Below are 19,890 nucleotides of genomic sequence, written 5' to 3'. Positions count from 1 at the left end.
TAATAAAAAGCTAAATTTGGGCATTCGGGGCAGCGAATGTTTGGGTAAACCAAATTTGAGTCGTTAGCTTAAATATAATGGCCAGTCAGGCGATAATCTATGCGGCTTCTACTGCTCTCTCTGCGTAAAGTTGGATAACCCACTGCTCAATACGTTGATCAGTGAGTTCAAATTGTTGGTCTTCATCAATCGCTAAGCCGACAAAGAACTCTTTGCTATCTACACAAGCTCTAGAGGCTTCAAACTCATAACCTTCTGTTGACCATTGGCCAATGAAAGTGGCATTAGTTGGCAATAATTTTTCATATAGCCAACCAACAGCGTCAACAAAATAATCGCCGTAGCCAAATTGATCACCTAGCCCATATAGCGCTATGACACTATCTTCAAGTGCTAGTTCGGCTAAACTGTCTCCAATGTCTTCCCAATCAGATTGAATGCCACCAAAGTCCCAAGTAGGAATACCTAAAATCAGCATGGGGTATTGTTCAAGCTGACTAAGCTCAATATCTTTAATGTTGAATATGTCTACTTGTTCACCAAGTTCTTCCCATTGTTTGGCTATCTTGTGGCCAACCTCTTCTGTATTATTTGTGTCTGTGCCGTAGATAAGAGCGATTGTTGATTGAGCCATGCTATGCCTTTGCTTTCTGTAATTTAGTGAATTTGTCCATATTGGTGGCTGCTGACACCAAAGTGTTGAATAAAAGCGGCTTCGAATTGATCTTCTGAAAAACCACTTTGGGCCACAATATGTGATTTAGCTGTTGGGTCTTGTCTTAGTTGAGCTGCTGCAAATTTGATTCTGCTACGAGTACAGTAACTTTCAATGGACTGCCCAACAATAAGGTTGAAGCCAATAGCCAGAGCTTCGGTATTTAGCCCAACTTGTTGAGCTAGGTGCTTGATGTTTAATGCATCGTGCTCTGGTGTTTCGATTAGATTTTGCGCGTGGAAAAGTTTGCTTTGACAGCCTTCACATTGCGACAAATGACTCAGCATTTGTAGTTGTTCTATCAAGGTGAAGATAAGTGAATAAAGGTGTCCTGCAAGGCTGATTGAGTGACCTTTGTGCGCCAATATTGGTTCAATTAAAGTAAGGGTTCTTTCTGTAATTGGAAGCTGGATAATGGCGTTTTCATTGCCCAATTTTTCACGCATAGCCATAAAATGTTGGATGATTTGGTCTTCTGTTTCGCCAAGTACAGCAGCCAGATGTTCAGGACTAATACGAGCTTGCAGCAGACTATGTTCATCGCCTTTTGACATCAAGAAATGACCATCAATATTTTTCGGCTGATATGAAATTTGTACGGAATTTATATCTTTTGCTGTTTGTATTGGTCCCGTTCCTAAGAAAGAAAAATAGAGTCCTGATTGTGCTTCTTCATAAAGTGAGAGATCTGTATCGCTACTTAAGTGTTGGTTAAGCAATTGCAAATTTGGAAGCAAGGCGAGTAGTTGTTTATGGCCAGATAGCCATGGTGCCACTTCTTTTTTTATTCTTCCTGAATTGTCATACACATCGCGCATGTTTAGTTGCATCGTATGTTGCCTCAATCTGATAATGGTTATCATTAAAAGATCTTTTGGTTTTCAATGCAAGTGATTCTCATTAAATATTTTGTATGAGAATCACTTTATTAATATTTTTATCTGATGTGTGACTTGGAATAGGGAGGGTTAGTCTAAATAATCTGTGCGATTTAAGCCGTATTTTTGCATTTTTTGATTTAGTGTTCGGCGTGGCAGTTGAAGTTGTTCTAAGACAAGTTGAATGATGCCTTTTTGCTGTCGGATACTGGCTTCAATTAAGCTGCGTTCAAATTCTTGCACCTTTACGCTCAGTGGTAGTGGTGTGATGGTGTCTATATCGTCTTGTGCTTGATAGCCAGCCAATATCTTTGCTACGCTTGTATTGGGTTCAAGAGCATAACGCAATGCAACGTTTCTAAGCTCGCGAACATTTCCAGGCCATCCATACAAAGTTAATGTTTCGTGGTCTATTGGACTTAGTTGTCTAAAATCTCCGCCTCGCTCTTTAACCGCCATTCGACAAAAGTGCTCAAAAAGTAATGGGATGTCGGATCCTCGATTACGTAAGTCTGGCAGATGTATTTGCGATACATTTAGTCGAAAGAATAAATCTTGTCGGAAGTGTTCTAATGTCTGTAGGTCACTTTTTGCGGCGGCAACCACTCTCAGGTCTATCTGGATCGTATTGTTACTACCGACTCGTTCAAGTTGATTTTCTTGTAGTACTCGTAGCAATTTAATTTGCATGGCCAGCGGCATGCTTTCTATTTCATCGAGAAATAACGTGCCACCACTTGCGTGTTCAAGCTTACCAATTCTTTGTTTGTTAGCACTGGTGAACGCGCCAGCTTCGTGCCCGAATAGCTCGCTTTCGAAAAGATCTGACGGAATTGCGGCGCAGTTTATAGCGACAAAGGGGTTAGTGCTTCTTGGGCTACAGTCATGCAAAGCTTTCGCAACGAGTTCTTTTCCGCAACCGGTTTTTCCGTAAACAATCACATGAGTGTCCATGCTAGCAAAGGTGCGGATTTGCTGCCTGACGCGAATTATTTGCTCATTCTTTCCAATAATGGTCTCTTCTAGACCATGTAAGTCGCCAAGATATTGCGATTGGTTGGCATGCTGTAGTTGGACTTTTCTCAGTTGAATGGCTTTTTCGACAGTTTGTAGCAATCGATTTGGATCAAAGGGCTTTTCAAGAAAGTCAAAAGCGCCATCTCGCAAAGCGTTGACTGCGGTGTCTATATCGCCATGGCCTGTTATAAGAATAAAGGGTAGCTCATGCTCTTTAGATAAGCAGTCACTCATTAGTGTTAAACCGTCTATTGGTGTCATGCGGATATCACTGACAATGATGCAGGGTAATCCAATATCAAATCGATCAATCAGCTCTTGAGCTTCGTGAAATTCTCTTACTGCATAATTTGATAAGCGCAGCCATTGAGCCGTTGTTGAGCGAACAATATCGTCGTCGTCAAGGAGCCAGATTTCAATGTGATTGTTGGTGTTACTGTTTTCCATATTAGGCCTTTAACAGAGTTAAGCGGAATACGAGTTTTGAATCGCTGTCATGATACGCCTTTAGTGTTCCATTCATGTCTTTTGCTAGGTTTGCACTAATAGCAAGCCCTAGCCCTAGGCCTTTTCCAATTGGTTTTGTGGTGAAAAAAGGCTCAAAAATATGCGTAAGTTGGGACTTTTCTATTCCTGGTCCGTTGTCTTGATAGCTAATAGTGATCTGCTTGTCGTGTGTCTCTAACGATATTTTAATACTTGGTGTGACTTTCATTTCAGAGCAAGCCTGGACTGAATTACTGATCAAATTAGAAAAAATTCTCTCTAGTCGAGTCGGTTCAGCAATGACAGCATCTAGGTTATTAAGTTTTATTTCCCAGTGTATACCATGAACATCGTCTCCAAGGCTTTCTATGGCTCGCTCTATAGAGTGTTTGACTGAAGTGGGTGCAAGTTGCTCAGGTCTTCGATAAGCGAGTACTTTTAGCTCGCTGGTTAGTTTTTGCATCCGAACAACAAGCGATTCTAGGTCGATAAGCGTTTTTAACGCTTGCTCTGAGTCTTGGCGTTTAAGCAGTAATTCTGCAGTATAGGCTAGTGTTCTTATACCTGTTAGTGGTTGGTTTAATTCATGAGCGATAGCGGTCGACATTTGTCCTATCGCAGCGAGTTTTTCTGTTCTTAATAGTTCTTTTTGCGCAGCTTCTAGTGCTTTTGTTCGTTCTAATACGCGTTCTTCAAGTCGGGAGTTTGCTTCTAGCAAATTGAGCTCTGCTTTTTTTCGTTTGCTGATGTCTAGCAAGGTGACCAAGTAACCTTGTGAATCACTCCACTTCAAGGATGATACTGATAGCAGTGCTGGAAAAACCTGACCGTTCTCTTTTTGCAGTACAACTTCTTGCTCTAGCAAGTTTGTTGCGAGTGTATTGCTTGCAACTTCTTTTGTTTGTAGGGATTTAATAAAGGTTAGTGCGGTTTGGTTCTCTGGGCAATCTGGTAGAAATTCATACAAATAGTGGCTGTTAAGTTCAATTCTTTGACCGAAATAACGCACACCCATAGGGTTAACAAAAGATATCTCACCGCGCTTGGTGAGTTGTAGTAATCCCACGTGAGTATTTTCGATCAGGACTCTTTGGCGCTGAGCGCTATTGGCAATAAGTAATTCATTTTCCAGTTTTGATGCGATTTTTAGTGAACGTTCTCGACGGTAAAGCCAGAAAAGGAATATCAGCGCAAAAATCCCTAGACTAATAAAGGCAATATTTTGAGCTTTTTTATGAATACCTTTTAAATTTGATAAGTAATGAATTTGCCACTTTAGGTCATCTAACGTGACATTTTGTAAAAGATAATTCTCATCATTAAGGTGGTAAATTTTAGAGCGAGTATTATTTAAAAATTGAACGTCAGTATGGTCATCTAGCCAATTACTCACTAAGAGCCTGTTTAATTTACTGGCTAAAAAGATAAGACTATTTTGATCAGTCATCACAACAAGATCATCGAACAAATTCCAGCGTTCGATTAAATCAGTCACGTTAATGCGAACCGCGACAGCACCAGCTAAGCCAGCTTTTGTATACACAGGAGCCAGTACTAGGTGGGCTGACTTGTATTGTTTTGGGTTGTAGCCAGAGACAAGAATATATTCTCCTTGTTGTTCTCTAAGCACATTGCTCAAGTCTTGTTTGCTAAAGTAGTCGTCTAAATTGAAATGAGGGGATTGTTCGCTGGATACCAAAAGATCCCCTTGCGCAGACAAAATAAACCAGTCTTGCGTTTTAGATACATGAGTTAGGTCTTCTAGTTGGCGTTGTAGGCGTTTTGTTAATACTGGATCTTTAGGGTTGTTCATAAAAGCCAGTAGTGTGGGGTTGTCAGCAAGGGCGTAAGGGAGGATGTGATAGTTTTTTAATTCATTACGTAACTCAATAACATAATCAAGTAGCTGATCTTGGCCTTCTGAGTGTTTGTCTATAATGAGTGCTTGATAAGCGATGGTGTTTACGCCAAAAAACAGTAGAGTAAGTAGAGTGCAACCGAAGGTAAGAAAAAAAAGACGATGCTTACGGAATTGTGAAATCAAAGAGAGTCTCGCGAGTCTTTATTATGTTTAGCCAGTTTTCAACGTTTAATCAGATTAAATTAAAACTGCGTAACAAAGTAACGCCAATGCTGGTACTAATCAAGGATGCGATGGTGGTTATAACGATGATGTTTGCTGCAAGGGTAGAATTTCCATTCATGGCGCGAACCATAATATAGCTGGCAGAGGCAGTTGGAGCTGAAGACATAAGGAATAGAACGCCAAGCTCCATGCCACGATAACCTAATAAATATCCTCCAAATGTTAGAATAAACGGGATAAATATCAGTTTTCCTGCGGATGCTATGATCGCTCCTAACATACCGTTTTTTAATGACTTAAAATTGAGTGATGCGCCAGCACATAATAGTGCTAAGGGAAGAGTCATCTGTGCAAAATAATCGCCCGCTTTATAAAGCGTTGAAGGTAATGAAAGCCCTGTTAGTGATGCAATAAAGGCCGCTAAAATAGCAATGATTAGAGGGTTCTTTGCTATGCCTTTCATTATGCCTTTTAGGCTAGCGTTTGCTCCGAGCGCACGATTTAAGCCAATTACGGATAATATATTGAATAATATGGTAACTCCGCCCAGATAGACTGATGCTACGGAGAACACTTCATTGTCGTAAGCATTAACACAGTAAGCTAAGCCAATAATGCCCATATTGGAGCGAAAGGCACCCTGTACCAACACTGCCCGTTCCGCTTTGTCCGGCTCCCAAATAGACATCAACAATTCTAATGCGATATAAGTGATAGTGACAGCTATCATTGCATATATAACCAATGATAAATCTGTATCTGAGCTTATGTCACTTTTGGAAATGCTGATGAAAAGTAGTGCAGGAAGAGTGACGTTGAACACCAGCTTAGAAGCAATATCAATAAAATTGTCATTGATAATCCGTATTCGGTATAGGAAGACTCCTAATGCCAATATTAAAAATATTGGCATTGTTATGGAGAAAGAAAATACCAGTACATCTAAAAAGTTGTCCAACGCCATTCCTTAGAGGAGGGGGTTATTGATCGTTGTTCTCGAAGCGATAGCCCGCGCCATAAACTGAATGAATAACGTTTAGTTCAGGTGCTACAGCAGAAATTTTCTTACGAAGTTTTTTGATGTGGCTATCAATCGTACGATCACTCACTACACGGCTGTCGGCATAAATGCTTTTCATTATAAGATCGCGGCCGAAAACACGACCAGGTTCTTTGATGAGTAGTTGAAGCAACTGGAATTCAACCGTAGTTAAATCAATCAAATCGCCTTTGTAAGTTGCACGTAGACGGTCTACATCTAGATCGAAGCCATCAGTTCTTGGTGACTCAGCTTGGTCTAATTCAACTCGACGCAAGTTAGCTTTAACACGGGCAACAATTTCACGAGGGCTGAAAGGTTTGCAAACGTAGTCATCAGCGCCCATTTCTAGACCAATCAAGCGATCAATCTCTTCCGCTTTTGCGGTAACCATAATAATAGGAACACCACTGAACTGACGAACTTGCTTACAAATTTCTACGCCATCTAATCCTGGTAGCATTAGATCTAGCAGAACAATATCAACTTGGTTGTTTTTAATGTAATTGACTGCGATATCTCCGCGGTCAAGATGGTGATGTTCATAACCTGCTTGGTCTAAATAAGCAGCCATTAATTCAGCTAATTTTGGTTCATCTTCAATAATCAGTACTTTGCTCATAATATTGTTGTTCCTGTTCGTTTAACGAGACTAGTTTAAAGGGAATTCTACTTTTATTCCTAAGCCACCATCTGGTGAGTGATAAGCACTGATTGTGCCTTGGTGTCCATCCACTATACTAGCGCAGATTGCGAGACCTAGGCCTCTCCCGCCAGTCGCTCTATTTCTTGAATTTTCGACACGAAAAAACTGTTCAAAAATTCGGTTTTTATCATCGTCGCTTACACCTGGGGCTGTGTCCTCAAAAAGAATAACGGCTTTCTTATTCTTTTTTGATAGTTTTACAGTGAGTTTTCCAGGAGCATTTGTATATTTTAATGAATTATTCATCAGATTTGAAAAGAGTTGATGTAATCTATCTGAATCGCCATTCATAACAATAGGGTTTTTCTGAGAATATTCAAACCCTAATTCTAATCCTGCTTCATTAAAAGGAAGTGTCATAGATTGAATCGTTTGTTCAATTATGTCGTTAAGTGAAACATCTTCCATTACATAACTTAAGTTGCCTACATCATGCATGGATAATTGATTTAAGTCATCAATTAGGCGTGCAATATGAAGCGTTTCTTGATGCAATGAGGATAAACTTTCAGGAGAAACTTTAATAATCCCATCCTGCATCGCTTCAATCTCACCTCTAAGTATCGCTACAGGGGTTCTTAGCTCATGTGCGGTATCAGCAACCCAGCGCTTACGAGCTTCTCTTGTATGTTCTAACGTACAAGCTAGATTGTTAAAGTGGCAGCTAAGACTGGCTAACTCGTCGCCTCCTTTTACCGTTATGCGTGTATCATATTTTCCTGCTGTCAATTTTTTCGTGGCTTTTTGCATGGAAATGATAGGGCGACTTAACCACTGAGCTAATGGCCATGTTAGGAGGGCCGCGATAGCAAGCATGAATGCGGATATGAGTAAGAAGGCTTCTCCCTGCTGGCGAACAAAGCGTAGTGTTTGATCCTGAACTAACTCTCTAATTGAGCGTAATCCTACATAGCCGACTATTTTTTTATTTACAGTCACAGCGTATGTTTCGGCGTCTGTAAATCGCGTCTTACCAATGATGGGTTTTTGTTGGTCATCAAACAATAGAAAGCGTTGGCGATAGTATTGAGACGGATAAATTAAATCTAAATTAGGCGTGCTCGGTGGTGGCACTAAGTCTCGTAAGTTTTCGAGTTTAGCCTGATGCCACTCGCTTTCCATTCGACTCTCTTGGACAAGAAAATACCAATCATCATAATAGAGGTAGAGGTTAGCTGTTCGGTTTGCCATTTGTTCTAAAAAGTCACGATCACGTTCCGTCGCGTAGGAAACAAATCCTCTATCAAAGCTCCATTGAAATACTTGCCACATAGAAACAATGAGTAAAATATTACTCAAAACAAAAACTGCAAAAAGTTTATGTCGAATCTTTAAGCCTTTGGTCATTGCCATAGTGGAGTTTGAAATCCTATTGTGTGTCCTGTTAGGCGGTCTTTACAGGGGATTGATAATCATCGATACGAGATCACTGTGTCGTTGGTATCGAGCTAGTTCGTTGGTTACTCTAATCGTCTGTTTACTATACAGTTTTATAGGGAAAGCTGGCTACTTGGTTGCAGTGTAAATAATGAGGATTTCCAATAAATCAATTCCTTTAGTATTATGCGTCAATTTTGTATTTTCTGGGTCTATTTATGTCGGTTTTATCTGCTTCAAAAGGTGCGGTCTCATTTATTTTGATTGTTGTAAATACCTTGTTGTGCTTCATTCCAGTGATGGTATTGGCACTATTTAAGTGTGTTTTGCCGTTTGCATCAGTGCGCGCGTTTCTGAATGTCATATTGGATAACATAGCGACGTTTTGGATCGGTGTAAATAATGTAAACCAGCGCGTATTGGGCAAATCTGTTCTTCATGTCTCTGGTGAGAATGATTTTGTATTAAAAGATTGGTATATGATTACGGCGAATCACCAGTCTTGGGTAGATATTCTTGTCTTGCAGCGTCTGTTCAATAGACGCATTCCTTTTATCAAGTTTTTTTTAAAGCGAGAGCTTATTTGGGTGCCTTTTATCGGTCTAGCTTGGTGGGCGTTAGAGTTCCCTTTTATGAAGCGTTACAGTTCTGCTCTGCTAAAAAAACGTCCTGAACTCAAAGGGAAAGATATTGAAGTGACGAAAAGGGCGTGCGATAAATTTCAGTACTTTCCTGTGTCGATTATGAATTTTCTTGAAGGGACGCGCTTTACACCTGAAAAGCACGATCAACAATCGGGTCAGTATAAGCATCTTCTCATGCCAAAAGCGGGCGGCTTATCGTTTGCGTTAAATGCTATGGATGGGAAATTGCATCAATTGATTGATGTGACCATTGTTTACCCAGAGGGGGTTCCGAATTTTTTCGACTACCTTTGTGGCAAAGTGCCAGAAATAAAAGTGCATCTCAGAGTGATGTCGATCGAAAACTCCTTGCTTGGCGATTATCAAAATGACGCAGATTATAGAGCGTATTTCCAGCAATGGGTGAATGAACTTTGGCAGCAAAAAGACCAGCAGTTTGAATGCTTACTACATGCTGAATTGAAAAATATTGAGCATTAAATAACACATTTTATTTCTGTATCCTCCAATAAATCGAGAATTGTATCTTTTCTATTTTTTTTAAATGTCTGACTCTGTTTCTTTATTCTTAAATTATCGAGGCGTTTGGTATGGATATATCTCATTTATTGACTTTACACTCGCGAAGCATGGAAGCTTCTTTGGTTCGTGAATTGCTTCATTATAGTCAACAGCCAGACGTTCTATCTTTAGCGGGCGGTTTGCCAGATGAAAATTTGATGCCAGCTTACCCAGAACTGAAGCAATTAACCGACAGTCGACAATATGGCCCAAGTGAAGGCGAAAAAGACCTGCGCGAATGTATTGTGTCGATTGTGGCGGATCGAGGTATTGAGACATCTACGGATAATGTGCTGGTAACCAATGGCTCGCAGCAGGGGTTGGATATCGTTAGTCGCTTAATTTTGGACGAAAGCTCGACCATTTTAACTGAGCAGCCGACGTATCTTGCTGCTTGTCAGGTATTTAAATTACAAGGTGCAAAGGTTCAAGATGTCTTATCTGATGCTGAGGGTATGTCTGTTTCAGCTTTGCGTGATGCGATTGAAAAGCACCATCCGAAAGCGGTTTATTTGATTCCCAATTTTCAGAATCCAGCAGGGCATTGTTATAGCTTGCAGCGTCGACGCGAGATAGCTGCTTTACTTGACGAGAAAAACATATTGTTGATCGAAGATGATCCGTATCGTGATCTTTGTTATGACAATGTCGACCTTACGCCTATTTCAACTTTGATAAAACAAGCGCCTTGGCTTTACATGGGGAGTTTTTCTAAGGTTTTGTGGCCAGGATTGCGTACTGGTTATATCGTTTCCTGTGATGCTTTTTCTGGGTACTTGGTGAAAGTAAAGCAGGCTGTTGATCTTCATACCAACCGTCTTGGTCAGAGTATGATTACCCAATTCTTTAAATCTGGAGAATATCCAGATCACGTTATTAACCTCCAAAGAGCCTATAAGGAAAAGCGAGATGTGATGGCTGAAGCTTTAAATGCAGAGCTTGGCGATCTCATTGAATTTTCGCTTCCAGCTGGTGGTATGTTCTTTTGGGTGAAGTTGCCCGCGGGTGTCTCATCACAATTAATACTGACTGAAGCGTTGAAAGATAAGGTGTTGGTTCTTCCAGGTACGCCATTTTTCCCGTGTAAAAGCCCACTTGATGATTCGTTTCTAAGATTGAGTTTTGCTCGTGTTTCTCCGGCGCAAATTCATCAAGCAATCACGGTGCTTGCGAAAGTTATTCGACAGCTTGCTTAGTTACTTGTTACCTAGAGATTGCTGGTTGTATGTCTATATTGGCTAGGTTTCTTGTTCTGTAGCATTTTTGTTGTGGTAAGGCTGGCTTTTTATTGTATTTATGCTTGGCTAGCAGTTCCTTCTTTTTGGGTGACACGTTAGAATCTTACTTTTAAGACTGTATAGAATAGGAATATGTAATGGGCAGAGCCTTTCAAAACCGCAAAGAGTCCATGGCAAAAACGTCTGACCAAAAAGCCAAGGTTTACAGTAAGTACGGCCGTGAGATTTATGTTTGCGCAAAATCCGGTGGTATCGACCCTAATGGTAATTTGGCACTTCGTTCTCTGATCGACCGAGCTAAAAAAGATCAGGTGCCAACTCACGTTATCGACAAAGCGATTGATAAGGCGAAAGGTGGCGGTGGAGAAGACTTTGATACGGCTCGCTATGAAGGTTTTGGTCCTGGCAATACGATGGTTATCGTCGATTGTTTGTCTGATAATCCAAACCGTACTTTTGGTGATGTGCGCACTTGCTTTAACAAAGTAAAATGTAAAATCGGTAGCCAAGGTAGTGTGAGTCATATGTTTGACCACAGTGCTATTTTTGTTTTTGCAGGTACTGATGAAGAAGCTGTATTAGAAGCTTTGATGATGGCCGATGTTGATGTAACAGATATTGAGCTAGAAGACGGTAAAGTGACTGTTTTTGCGCCACATACAGATTACAGCAAGGCCAAAACTGCATTAACAGATGCATTTGGCGAGATTGAGTTTGAAATTGATGAAATTCAATTTGTGGCTCAAAACATGACAGAAATTCAAGGTGAAGAAGTGGAACAGTTTGATCGCTTCTTGGATCTTTTGAATGATCTTGACGATGTGCAGCGTGTTTATCACAACGCTGAATATTAGAATTAGAAGCCTTGGTGATACTTCTCACTAAGGCTTTTTTATGTGTGTTGATTAAGTATGACTAAGCCAAAACCTCAGTTGAAATCTCCCTGTGTCAATGTCTGTCTTCTCAATGACGAAGATATTTGTGTTGGCTGTTATCGTACGGGTAAGGAAATTAGCCTGTGGGGAAGCTTGAATAAGGCTTCGCAGCAGGCCGTTATGAAGAAGGTTCGTGAGCGAGAAGCCAAAAGCAATTTTGTTTCTGGCTAGTGTTTTTTGTTAGTGTTACTTCTCTTCATTTTTGTTTTTAAGTTCTATCCATTGCGACATGTATTGCGTGCTTTTAAGGCTGTGGTGTCGCAGCATTAACCCCAAGAAATGTTTTTTCCTCAGACTTTCCTTTAGTTGAACCTGTAGCTTCAATCGATTGATTAATTTGGGTTCCCATTCTTCTGCTTGATAGCGAGCTTGTAATATCCTATTGCCATTTTGCTGCATCAGTTGCCAGCTTTCTTTGTCTTCATAGAGAGACACTGACGCATCGACAAAGGTTTCAATGTCGTCTGTAATGACGCCATTCCAAGGTAGTTCGCCGTACATGGATTCTGCGCCAATCGTTGTAGTAATACTTGGGGTTCCCATTTGCATGGCTTCAACCAATTTGCCTTTAATGCCTGCGCCAAAACGTAATGGAGCTAAGCAAAGTCGAGCTTGTTGCATGACTTTTTGAGCATCTTCTGCCCAGCCTTTTACTAAAAAACCTTCTTTGGCGTTATGTAATTGTGTAGCTTTTGGTGGTGGGTAAGCACCATAAATATGCATTTCTGCTTTTGGTAGGTGTTTGCGAATCTTTGGCCATATCTCTGTTTTTAATTGCAGAACAGCATCCCAATTTGGCGCGTGACGAAAATTGCCAATGCTAATGAAGTGTTGGCGCTCTTCAAAGCTGGTTAGGTATTCAGTGTCTTGAGATTTAGGGAGCATAAACGGCAGGTGAAAAACATGGTTTTCCGGTACATGAAACTCATCGATCAACAATTTGGTTTCTACTTCGGAAATCATTAAGGTTAAGTCACAGCGATGAATGGCGGCGATTTCACGAATGCCGTGGTCGTTATAAAGATCTTCAATTACAAAAGATCTATTTTGTTTAAGTGCGTTGTGTCTGGCTTGTCTTAGTGAGTGAAGATCTTCCGTATTAAGGACTCGTAACGAGTCTGGGCTGAATTTTTCGACGCGCCAACCAAATTGTTCTTCCATCATGAAGCGATCAAATATCACAATGTCTGGTTTTTTATCTGCGATATAGGTATCGAATGAAGCGTCGTTAAGTTCGATGTGTTCAGCCTGTATATCTAGTTGAGATAGATCTGTCATATGCTCAGTTTGTTGAGCTGGGCTAGCAAAAGACAGCTGCCACTGCTCTTTGTGAAAGCAATTGAGCAGTTGCATCATTCGGCTACCAGCGGCAGATGAGTTGGGTTCTGGCCAGACGTAGCCGATGACAAGTAGGTGCACGGTGTTCTCTCAATGTTTCAATGATTTTTGGTTCTGAATTTTTAGCAGAATCAGGACATATTCGTCTGGCTATTGTATCATGGCGGACAGATTTGTCTTGCCTGCCTCATTTGAAGGGATTGTCTGGTAAGATGTAAGCAAAACATGACGTTGAGAAGATATTATGATCATAAAACCAAAGATTCGCGGATTTATTTGTACAACAACACACCCAGTAGGTTGTGAGCAAAATGTAAGAGAGCAAATTGCTTTTACTAAAAGCAAAGGTGCTATTGAAAACGGCCCTAAAAAAGTACTCGTAATCGGTGCGTCAAGTGGTTATGGCTTGTCTTCTCGTATTGCTGCTGCGTTCGGTTCTGGCGCAGCAACCATTGGTGTTTTCTTTGAAAAACCAGGCACTGATAAGAAAACTGGCACAGCGGGTTGGTACAACTCTGCGGCATTCGATAAAGTTGCCAAAGAAGAAGGCTTGTACGCCAAAAGTATTAATGGCGATGCTTTCTCAAATGAAGCTCGCGATACGGTTATTGATTTGATTAAGCAAGATCTTGGTCAAGTGGATATGGTGGTTTACTCTTTAGCTTCTCCTGTCCGTAAAATGCCAGAAACTGGTGAGGTTGTTCGTTCAGTTCTTAAGCCTATTGGCCAGCCTTACTGCTCAACAGCTATTGATACGAACAAAGATGTCATTATTGAGGCGGAAATTGAGCCAGCTACAGAAGAAGAAATTGAAGCGACTACAACCGTAATGGGCGGTCAAGATTGGGAGCTTTGGATGTCTGCTTTACAAGAAGCAGGTGTTTTGGCGGAAGGTGTTCGCACCGTAGCTTACTCTTATATTGGTTCTGATATTACTTGGCCGATCTATTGGCATGGCGCATTAGGTAAGGCGAAAGAAGATTTGGATCGTGCCTCTGCTGCTATTGATGCTCAGTTGTCTAAGATTGGTGGCGGCGCTAACGTGGCGGTATTGAAGTCTGTGGTGACGCAAGCGTCTTCCGCTATTCCGGTGATGCCTCTGTATTTGGCTATGGTCTTCAAAGTGATGCGTGAAAAAGGCATTCATGAAGGCTGTATGGATCAGATTTACCGTATGTTCTCTGAGCGTTTGTACAACAATCATAATCCAGCAGAATTGACGGATGATAAAAACCGTCTTCGTTTGGATGATTGGGAATTGCGTGAAGATGTGCAGCAAGCTTGTCGTGAACTTTGGCCGCAAGTGAATGATGCGAATCTATTTTCAGAGACGGATTACCAACTTTACAAGGATGAGTTTTTGAAGTTGTTTGGTTTTGGGGTTGATGGCGTTGATTATGATGCTGAGGCAAACCCTGAAGCTGACTTTGAAGTTATTACACTTTAGTATTTACTTAAAGAGACAAAAAAGGAGCTCAAGTGTCGCTTGAGCTCCTTTTTTTATGTCTTTTTATCTCTTATAGTGAATGGAGTCTTATCTTGGGGTGATTATGAAATATTCATTGGGGTTGTTCTGTGCGGTGTCCTTGTTTGCAAATGCTCAGACAGTCGAGCGCCAACCGGTCGATATTATTTATGGTAATCAAGTAATTCACACCCAACATCAAGTTGTGATTAGCTCGCAGGAAGAAGTGGCTGTCATTCCGGCTGAAAAGGCAAAAATGACCTTGGGGCCAAATATTGTGATTACGGCTGATGGCAAAGGTATGTCTTATTTGGAAGAGAATGCCATCGCTGAACGCGAGCAAGCAATTTACGATGAGGTTAATAAGAGAACTGAAGAGGCGCCTTTTACGGTTTTGTTTACGGGCAATATACCTGAAGATATTCAAGCTAAGCGTCTGAGGATGATGCCAGAGATTGGTATTTTCGGTGATCAAGCAAAAGCAGAGGATGTACCTGCTGATAATGTGCAGCCCGACGTAGGCGATTTTTCCCCCATTGGAAAGGGTGTTGCTCCTGCTGCCAGTGGCGCTAAAGGTGCTCCAGCAACGGATCAAGAGAAGCTAGAGAAGCTTATTGGTGGCTGATCGTAGCTTTACTGTAGTTTGATTTTAAAGTTTGGGTGAACTAGGTGATGTTTCTTGCCATTCTTGTTGTTCAATAAGCTGTTTTGGAAATGCTTTGTTGTGAGTGATTATTTTAGTTGTGTCTGTTGATTGTAGTTTACGCTTAATGAATTCGATGAAGTCTTCTCGCTGAATTTTTTCTACGTTGTTTATCCATTCTTCTCTGGTAAGAAAATCTGGGTCAGGCTTAGCTATTTGATGCCATTCGTCTAATGCGTTGTCGCTTAGGTTTTTTGCGGTCATTTTTAGTTCGCTTAGTAGTGCGTTTTTGGCTTGAGAAAATTCTTTTTCGGATACGTTCGGTAGCCGACTTCTTTGTTCTTGTAGAAATTCCTCAATAGCGTTAATGATGGTAAACGTATCTTTATTGGGGGACTGTACTAATAGTCCTAAAATGGGTGTGTTGCGAATACTTAGGTCTTGTGCCCCAACAATGTAACCTAGCTGTTGGTTGGTCCTTAGTTCTTGATAAAACGGGCTGCTGACTAGTTTTCTTAGTATCGAAAAATAGGCTTTTTCTGTAATGGCTTTTTTTGTTGACTGTGCGCTGGTGTCTATTAATGCGTACAAAACCACGTTGTCATCGCTCGTTGATTCGAACTGGTAGTGATATTTTTTCGGAGTGGTAAGGTTTTTTGTTTCGATTTCTAAGGGCTCTTTCGGGCTAAGGCGATCGCTAAAGCGTTGATAAATGGAGTCTGCAAGCTTTTTTGTTTGCTCTTTAGTTAGGTTGCCAGTGCTGTAGCCAACTATGTCGAAGTTCTCACGTGCCTTTTTTGTATATTCCTGAAGGTCTTCTAGGGTGAGTGTTCTTAATGCATCTTCTAGCTGTTTTGTGGTGAAACTATTTTTAGTTATTAGTGTGCTTAATGCGCTATTGGCGTTGCTGTAGGCTTGTCTGCTTTTTTGATTGCTGAGATCTTTGGCGAGTTGTGTTTTAGCTTGCTCAAATCGTTCAGGCGTTGGGCGAAATAAGAATAGTTGGTCTATCAGCCAAGTGGTGTAGGTGTTTTGCTTGTCTGAGTAGCCGCTAGTTCGTAAGGTTGCGCCGTTAGTGTGAGGGTAAAATGCATAGCCCAGTCCTGCGACATAAGGTGCGTAGGTTGATTCGCTTACACTGTCGTTGAAGAGTCGACTCCACAGCCTATTAAGTAGCGTGTGCTCAGGAGTGTCGGCGGCATTGGCAAAACGTATTGCTAGAAAATTCATTGCGGTGGGTTTGCCAAAGCTGGCGTCGGATTTATTCCAATAGGTGAAGCCTCTTTTTTGGAAAACGATTGATGGGGTTGTGTCCTTTTCCTCTATTAAATCCAGAGACTCAGGAATAAAGGTGTTTTTTTCCGGTAGGCTTATTTGTGTGTCTTTTACTGATAGATTAACTAGATCTAAAAATAGTTTACTGAAATGGTTGTTGCTGTATTCACTTTGATACCAAGGCTCTGTTTGCCATTCTGGTTTTTTTGCTGCCCAGTTGTCTGGAAATGTTTTGTTTGAGGATAGTTGTACTAACAGGTTTTCTGGGGAAAGCCGTTTTAGAAGTGCTCTAACCTGTTTTTCATCGGCTGCTTTTTCTAGACGAAAGCAGCTTAATATATCTTCTGGCGGTGTTTTTAGCATTCTTGCTGATAAGGAGCGAGCTAGGTTTTGGGGGTCAACATAACTTTGGTGGTTGAACATGAGTTGGCTAAGTTTAAGTCCCTCTTCAAGGTATAGCGGATTGATTGGTGATGATTTTAACGTGCTAATAGTGGCAAAAAAACGTTTTGCGACGGTATCTATTTTTGCTAAGCCTTCATTGGTGAGTTGGATTTTTACCATGAAGAGTGCGTTGTCACCATAGTCGGCGCTGGTGCTGGCTGATATGCCATTAATTAATCCTTCAGACTTAAGGGATGCATAAAGTGAGCCTTTGTTTTCATTGCCTAAAATGTAGGAAAGGTAGCGAGTTGGCTGGGTCTTGTAGTTTTTCTCTTGGGCATCTATTTGGTAGTAGAAATTTAATGTGCTGTTGTCTATTAGTGAACGAACAAATTGTAAGTGTGGTTTATCCGTTGGAGATATTAATGTCGGAAAGTGTGTCTTTTTGCGGATAGTAGGTTTGCTAGGAATGTCTGAGAAGTACTGACGAGCAAGTGTGGCCATTTGGTTGTAGGGTAGATTTGCCACCATAACCAGTGCCATATTATCGCTAAAGTAGTTTTCTTTGTAGAGTTTGAGTAATTGCTCTCGTAACGGGTTGTTTGGTCGATCTTTGAGTGTGTCTAAGCTGCCGACCGCAAAGCGGCTGTAAGGGTGCTTGGGATTAAATAGGGTTTTTAGTGCTTGATTGTTTCGTCTGTTTTCATCTTTTAATTTGGCTTTATATTCCGAGTCAACTGCGTTCTTTTCTCTTTGTGTGAGAGCTTCGCTGAACAGCGGTGTGGTAAAAAACTGTGAGAATCTGTCTAGTGCGCCTTCGTACGCTGATGGTTTGATGTCGAAATAGAAATTTGTTACGTCTGTGCTTGTGTAGGCGTTGTGTGAGCCGCCGTGTGTGTTTATATAGGATTGATAGTTGCCAGCTTCTGGGTATTTTTTTGTGCCAAGAAAAAGCATGTGCTCTAGAAAGTGAGCTAAGCCTTGCTGGTTGTCAGGGTCTTGAAAGTTGCCGACGTCAACAGATAGTGATGCTGAAAAGCGTTCCGCTTGTGGGTCGCTTACCAATAGCACTTTTAAATTATTGGTAAGTGTTATGAAGTGGTAGTGGTTTTTATCGGTCAGGCTTTTGTTGGGTATGTTGGTGGTTTGATTGTTTATCGTTTCTATTGCGATTGTGCTGTCTTCAGTTTCTTGTAGGTCGGTGTGGGTGCCGTCTTGTATTGCTTTATTTGATGGGGCGTCTTGGTTCATGTTATTGCTTATTTTGGATGGTGTGTTGTTTTCGATAGGGTGAGGGGTGCCCGCCTGTATCGAAAAAGATGCAAGTGCAGTAAGTAGAAAGCAATAAGTGATGACTTTTCTTTTAATATTGATCATGGCTTCAGATTAACTGAAGCATGTGGTGTGATGCAATGGGCACATTCTTTGCCCATTGCATGTAAGGCGATTGTTTTATTGGGCATCCAGTGATTTGCCGTTGATGGCGAGGCTGTCTTGACCCATTAAATAGAGGTAAGCAGGCATTATATCTTCTGGTGTGGGGAGTGTTTTTGGGTCTTCATCTGGATAGGCACTTGCTCGCATGCTGGTTCTTGTCGCACCTGGGTTGATGGCGTTTGCCCGAACATTAGGTGATAGGCTCTCTAGTTCGCTGGATAGTAATTGCATCATTGCTTCAGTGGCGAACTTTGATACTGCATAGGCCCCCCAATTGGCTTTCGCTTTTCTTCCTACTCCAGAGGATGTGAAGATGATGGAGGCGTATTTTGCTTTTTGCATTAGAGGGAGTAGGGCTTGATTTAGTAATAACTGGCTGGTGACGTTAACGCGCATAACCTGCTCAAACAGTGTTGGATCATAAGTGGCTATGCTAGTTCTTTCGCCCAGTAAGCTGGCATTGTGAAGAATGCCGTCAAGGTGACCAAATTCACTCTCAATAGTATTGGCTAGCTCTATATAGTCGTGTTCTGCAGCGCCATCTAGGTTTAAGGGGACAATAGCGGCTTGGGGATATTGTTGTTTTTCGATGTAATCGTAAACCGCTTCGAGTTTTTTTGTCGTGCGGCCTAAGAGTATGACGGTTGCACCATGCTTTGCGTAGGTGATGGCGGCAGTCTTTCCTATACCGTCGCCAGCTCCAGTAACAAGAATGACCTTGTCTTTAAGTAGTTGGCTTGGGGCTTGATAATCAAACATATCTCCTCCTTGTGCCTTAGTTAGGCTTCGATTTTTTGAGTGTGCATCATGTAATTGACAGACACATCTTTGTCGTTAAGTTTGTATACTTTGGTCAGAGGGTTGTAGGTCATTCCAGTCATGTGGGTGACTTCTAATCCAGCTAGTCTTGCGTAATTGTTTAGCTCGGCTGGTTGGATGAATTTAGCGTAATCGTGCGTTCCTTTTGGTAGCATTTTTAAGATATATTCCGCGCCAACGATGGCAAAAAGATACGCTTTAGGGTTTCTGTTGATGGTAGAGAAAAACACGTGACCACCAGGTTTTACTAATGTCATGCAGGCCTTTATTACAGAGGATGGATCAGGTACGTGCTCTAGCATTTCAAGACAGGTAACAACGTCATATTGACCTGCTTCTCGATGCGCTATTTCTTCGGCAGTGATTTTTTCGTAATCAATATCTAATTTAGATTCTTCTTTATGCAGTTTTGCGACGGCAAGAGGTGCTTCGCCCATATCAATGCCTTTAACATTTGCACCTAGCTTTGCCATTGCTTCTGATAGGATGCCGCCACCGCAGCCCACGTCGATGACTTTCTTTCCTTGTAAGCCATTGGCGCGTTCGCTTATATAGTTGGTACGTAGAGGGTTGATATCATGCAATGGTTTGAATTCGTTTTCAGTGTCCCACCAGCGGCTTGCAAGTGCTTCAAATTTCGCCACTTCATTTAGGTCTACATTGCTTTGTTGTGTGTTTGTCATGTTTTGGTTTCCATTTTTCAGTGTCGCTAAAAGTGGTGGAAGCGGTGTTCGTTGTACTGAACTGCTGGCTTATATTCTTTAATGCTTTTTCGTGTATTTAAAGTATTGGGGTTGAAGCGTGTTTTTTCTAGTGTCTCTCTAGTATAGCGTCAACCTAAGAGGTG

At 41.3% G+C, this 19,890-nt stretch carries 17 protein-coding genes; 6 read left to right on the top strand and 11 right to left on the bottom strand.

Annotated features, from left to right (window positions below; translation table 11 throughout):
- Positions 1-97: 97 nt before the first annotated feature.
- The 7 genes from KPL72_RS14320 to KPL72_RS14290 all read right to left on the bottom strand — a co-directional run bounded on the left by KPL72_RS14320 (position 98) and on the right by KPL72_RS14290 (position 8,280).
- Positions 98-634: a flavodoxin gene (locus KPL72_RS14320; RefSeq protein WP_212915801.1), complete on the bottom strand. Its 537-nt coding sequence runs from the start codon at positions 632-634 to the stop codon at positions 98-100.
- Between the two features lie 23 nt (positions 635-657).
- Complete coding sequence (locus tag KPL72_RS14315; protein WP_212915800.1) at positions 658-1,545, bottom strand: helix-turn-helix transcriptional regulator; 888 nt, start codon at positions 1,543-1,545, stop codon at positions 658-660.
- A 138-nt stretch (positions 1,546-1,683) separates the two neighbouring features.
- On the bottom strand, positions 1,684-3,057 hold the full coding sequence (locus tag KPL72_RS14310; RefSeq protein WP_219703364.1) for a sigma-54-dependent transcriptional regulator: 1,374 nt from the start codon (positions 3,055-3,057) through the stop codon (positions 1,684-1,686).
- 1 nt (position 3,058) lies between these two features.
- Positions 3,059-5,140 carry a PAS domain-containing sensor histidine kinase gene (locus tag KPL72_RS14305; protein WP_219703363.1) on the bottom strand — a complete coding sequence of 694 codons (2,082 nt, stop codon included), beginning with the start codon at positions 5,138-5,140 and terminating at the stop codon, positions 3,059-3,061.
- 49 nt (positions 5,141-5,189) lie between these two features.
- Positions 5,190-6,146 carry an AEC family transporter gene (locus tag KPL72_RS14300; protein ID WP_219703362.1) on the bottom strand — a complete coding sequence of 319 codons (957 nt, stop codon included), beginning with the start codon at positions 6,144-6,146 and terminating at the stop codon, positions 5,190-5,192.
- A 16-nt stretch (positions 6,147-6,162) separates the two neighbouring features.
- A complete protein-coding gene (locus tag KPL72_RS14295) occupies positions 6,163-6,843 on the bottom strand; it encodes a response regulator (protein ID WP_212915796.1) in 681 nt (226 codons plus the stop codon).
- 30 nt (positions 6,844-6,873) lie between these two features.
- The gene (locus tag KPL72_RS14290) at positions 6,874-8,280 is read right to left on the bottom strand and encodes an ATP-binding protein (protein ID WP_219703361.1); all 1,407 of its coding nucleotides are present in this window, start codon (positions 8,278-8,280) and stop codon (positions 6,874-6,876) included.
- A 242-nt stretch (positions 8,281-8,522) separates the two neighbouring features.
- On the opposite strand from KPL72_RS14290, the gene yihG reads away from it, so the two are divergent.
- The 4 genes from yihG to KPL72_RS14270 all read left to right on the top strand — a co-directional run bounded on the left by yihG (position 8,523) and on the right by KPL72_RS14270 (position 11,853).
- The gene (gene yihG, locus KPL72_RS14285) at positions 8,523-9,428 is read left to right on the top strand and encodes a 1-acylglycerol-3-phosphate O-acyltransferase, YihG family (protein ID WP_219703360.1); all 906 of its coding nucleotides are present in this window, start codon (positions 8,523-8,525) and stop codon (positions 9,426-9,428) included.
- A gap of 110 nt (positions 9,429-9,538) precedes the next feature.
- Positions 9,539-10,705, top strand: a complete 1,167-nt coding sequence (locus KPL72_RS14280; protein ID WP_219703359.1) for an aminotransferase-like domain-containing protein — start codon at positions 9,539-9,541, stop codon at positions 10,703-10,705.
- Positions 10,706-10,884: 179 nt separating this feature from the next.
- The gene (locus KPL72_RS14275; RefSeq protein ID WP_212915792.1) at positions 10,885-11,601 is read left to right on the top strand and encodes a YebC/PmpR family DNA-binding transcriptional regulator; all 717 of its coding nucleotides are present in this window, start codon (positions 10,885-10,887) and stop codon (positions 11,599-11,601) included.
- A 57-nt stretch (positions 11,602-11,658) separates the two neighbouring features.
- Complete coding sequence (locus tag KPL72_RS14270) at positions 11,659-11,853, top strand: DUF1289 domain-containing protein (protein WP_219703358.1); 195 nt, start codon at positions 11,659-11,661, stop codon at positions 11,851-11,853.
- Positions 11,854-11,868: 15 nt separating this feature from the next.
- Here the strand turns inward: KPL72_RS14270 and KPL72_RS14265 are convergent, their stop codons facing one another.
- A complete protein-coding gene (locus tag KPL72_RS14265; RefSeq protein WP_219703357.1) occupies positions 11,869-13,101 on the bottom strand; it encodes a glycosyltransferase in 1,233 nt (410 codons plus the stop codon).
- Positions 13,102-13,264: 163 nt separating this feature from the next.
- Here KPL72_RS14265 and fabV point away from each other — a divergent pair, with 163 nt between their 5' ends.
- Together fabV and KPL72_RS14255 are read left to right on the top strand one after the other, a co-directional pair.
- Positions 13,265-14,467 carry an enoyl-ACP reductase FabV gene (fabV, locus tag KPL72_RS14260; RefSeq protein WP_219703356.1) on the top strand — a complete coding sequence of 401 codons (1,203 nt, stop codon included), beginning with the start codon at positions 13,265-13,267 and terminating at the stop codon, positions 14,465-14,467.
- A 103-nt stretch (positions 14,468-14,570) separates the two neighbouring features.
- Positions 14,571-15,110, top strand: coding sequence for a hypothetical protein (locus KPL72_RS14255; protein WP_212915788.1), 540 nt, complete (start codon positions 14,571-14,573; stop codon positions 15,108-15,110).
- A gap of 24 nt (positions 15,111-15,134) precedes the next feature.
- On the opposite strand, the gene KPL72_RS14250 is transcribed toward KPL72_RS14255, so the two are convergent.
- The 3 genes from KPL72_RS14250 to ubiG all read right to left on the bottom strand — a co-directional run bounded on the left by KPL72_RS14250 (position 15,135) and on the right by ubiG (position 19,726).
- A complete protein-coding gene (locus KPL72_RS14250; protein ID WP_219703355.1) occupies positions 15,135-18,038 on the bottom strand; it encodes an insulinase family protein in 2,904 nt (967 codons plus the stop codon).
- A gap of 201 nt (positions 18,039-18,239) precedes the next feature.
- A complete protein-coding gene (locus KPL72_RS14245; protein WP_219703354.1) occupies positions 18,240-18,983 on the bottom strand; it encodes a YciK family oxidoreductase in 744 nt (247 codons plus the stop codon).
- Positions 18,984-19,003: 20 nt separating this feature from the next.
- Positions 19,004-19,726 (bottom strand): bifunctional 2-polyprenyl-6-hydroxyphenol methylase/3-demethylubiquinol 3-O-methyltransferase UbiG, encoded by a 723-nt coding sequence (ubiG, locus tag KPL72_RS14240; protein ID WP_212915785.1) that lies wholly within the window; start codon positions 19,724-19,726, stop codon positions 19,004-19,006.
- Positions 19,727-19,890: the final 164 nt, after the last annotated feature.

Source organism: Marinomonas lutimaris (assembly GCF_019426345.1).
In the GTDB taxonomy this organism is placed as follows: domain Bacteria; phylum Pseudomonadota; class Gammaproteobacteria; order Pseudomonadales; family Marinomonadaceae; genus Marinomonas; species Marinomonas lutimaris.
This window is presented reverse-complemented; position numbering and strand designations above follow the sequence as displayed.

What these genes read in the sequence shown, in the direction of transcription:
- KPL72_RS14315 (WP_212915800.1), bottom strand. Translation starts at nt 1,545, where the DNA reads ATGCAACTAAACATGCGCGATGTGTATGACAATTCAGGAAGAATAAAA.
- KPL72_RS14250 (WP_219703355.1), bottom strand. Translation starts at nt 18,038, where the DNA reads ATGAACCAAGACGCCCCATCAAATAAAGCAATACAAGACGGCACCCAC.
- KPL72_RS14270 (WP_219703358.1), top strand. Translation starts at nt 11,659, where the DNA reads ATGACTAAGCCAAAACCTCAGTTGAAATCTCCCTGTGTCAATGTCTGT.
- KPL72_RS14320 (WP_212915801.1), bottom strand. Translation starts at nt 634, where the DNA reads ATGGCTCAATCAACAATCGCTCTTATCTACGGCACAGACACAAATAAT.
- KPL72_RS14245 (WP_219703354.1), bottom strand. Translation starts at nt 18,983, where the DNA reads ATGTTTGATTATCAAGCCCCAAGCCAACTACTTAAAGACAAGGTCATT.
- KPL72_RS14295 (WP_212915796.1), bottom strand. Translation starts at nt 6,843, where the DNA reads ATGAGCAAAGTACTGATTATTGAAGATGAACCAAAATTAGCTGAATTA.
- yihG (WP_219703360.1), top strand. Translation starts at nt 8,523, where the DNA reads ATGTCGGTTTTATCTGCTTCAAAAGGTGCGGTCTCATTTATTTTGATT.
- KPL72_RS14280 (WP_219703359.1), top strand. Translation starts at nt 9,539, where the DNA reads ATGGATATATCTCATTTATTGACTTTACACTCGCGAAGCATGGAAGCT.
- fabV (WP_219703356.1), top strand. Translation starts at nt 13,265, where the DNA reads ATGATCATAAAACCAAAGATTCGCGGATTTATTTGTACAACAACACAC.
- KPL72_RS14255 (WP_212915788.1), top strand. Translation starts at nt 14,571, where the DNA reads ATGAAATATTCATTGGGGTTGTTCTGTGCGGTGTCCTTGTTTGCAAAT.
- ubiG (WP_212915785.1), bottom strand. Translation starts at nt 19,726, where the DNA reads ATGACAAACACACAACAAAGCAATGTAGACCTAAATGAAGTGGCGAAA.
- KPL72_RS14290 (WP_219703361.1), bottom strand. Translation starts at nt 8,280, where the DNA reads ATGGCAATGACCAAAGGCTTAAAGATTCGACATAAACTTTTTGCAGTT.
- KPL72_RS14300 (WP_219703362.1), bottom strand. Translation starts at nt 6,146, where the DNA reads ATGGCGTTGGACAACTTTTTAGATGTACTGGTATTTTCTTTCTCCATA.
- KPL72_RS14310 (WP_219703364.1), bottom strand. Translation starts at nt 3,057, where the DNA reads ATGGAAAACAGTAACACCAACAATCACATTGAAATCTGGCTCCTTGAC.
- KPL72_RS14275 (WP_212915792.1), top strand. Translation starts at nt 10,885, where the DNA reads ATGGGCAGAGCCTTTCAAAACCGCAAAGAGTCCATGGCAAAAACGTCT.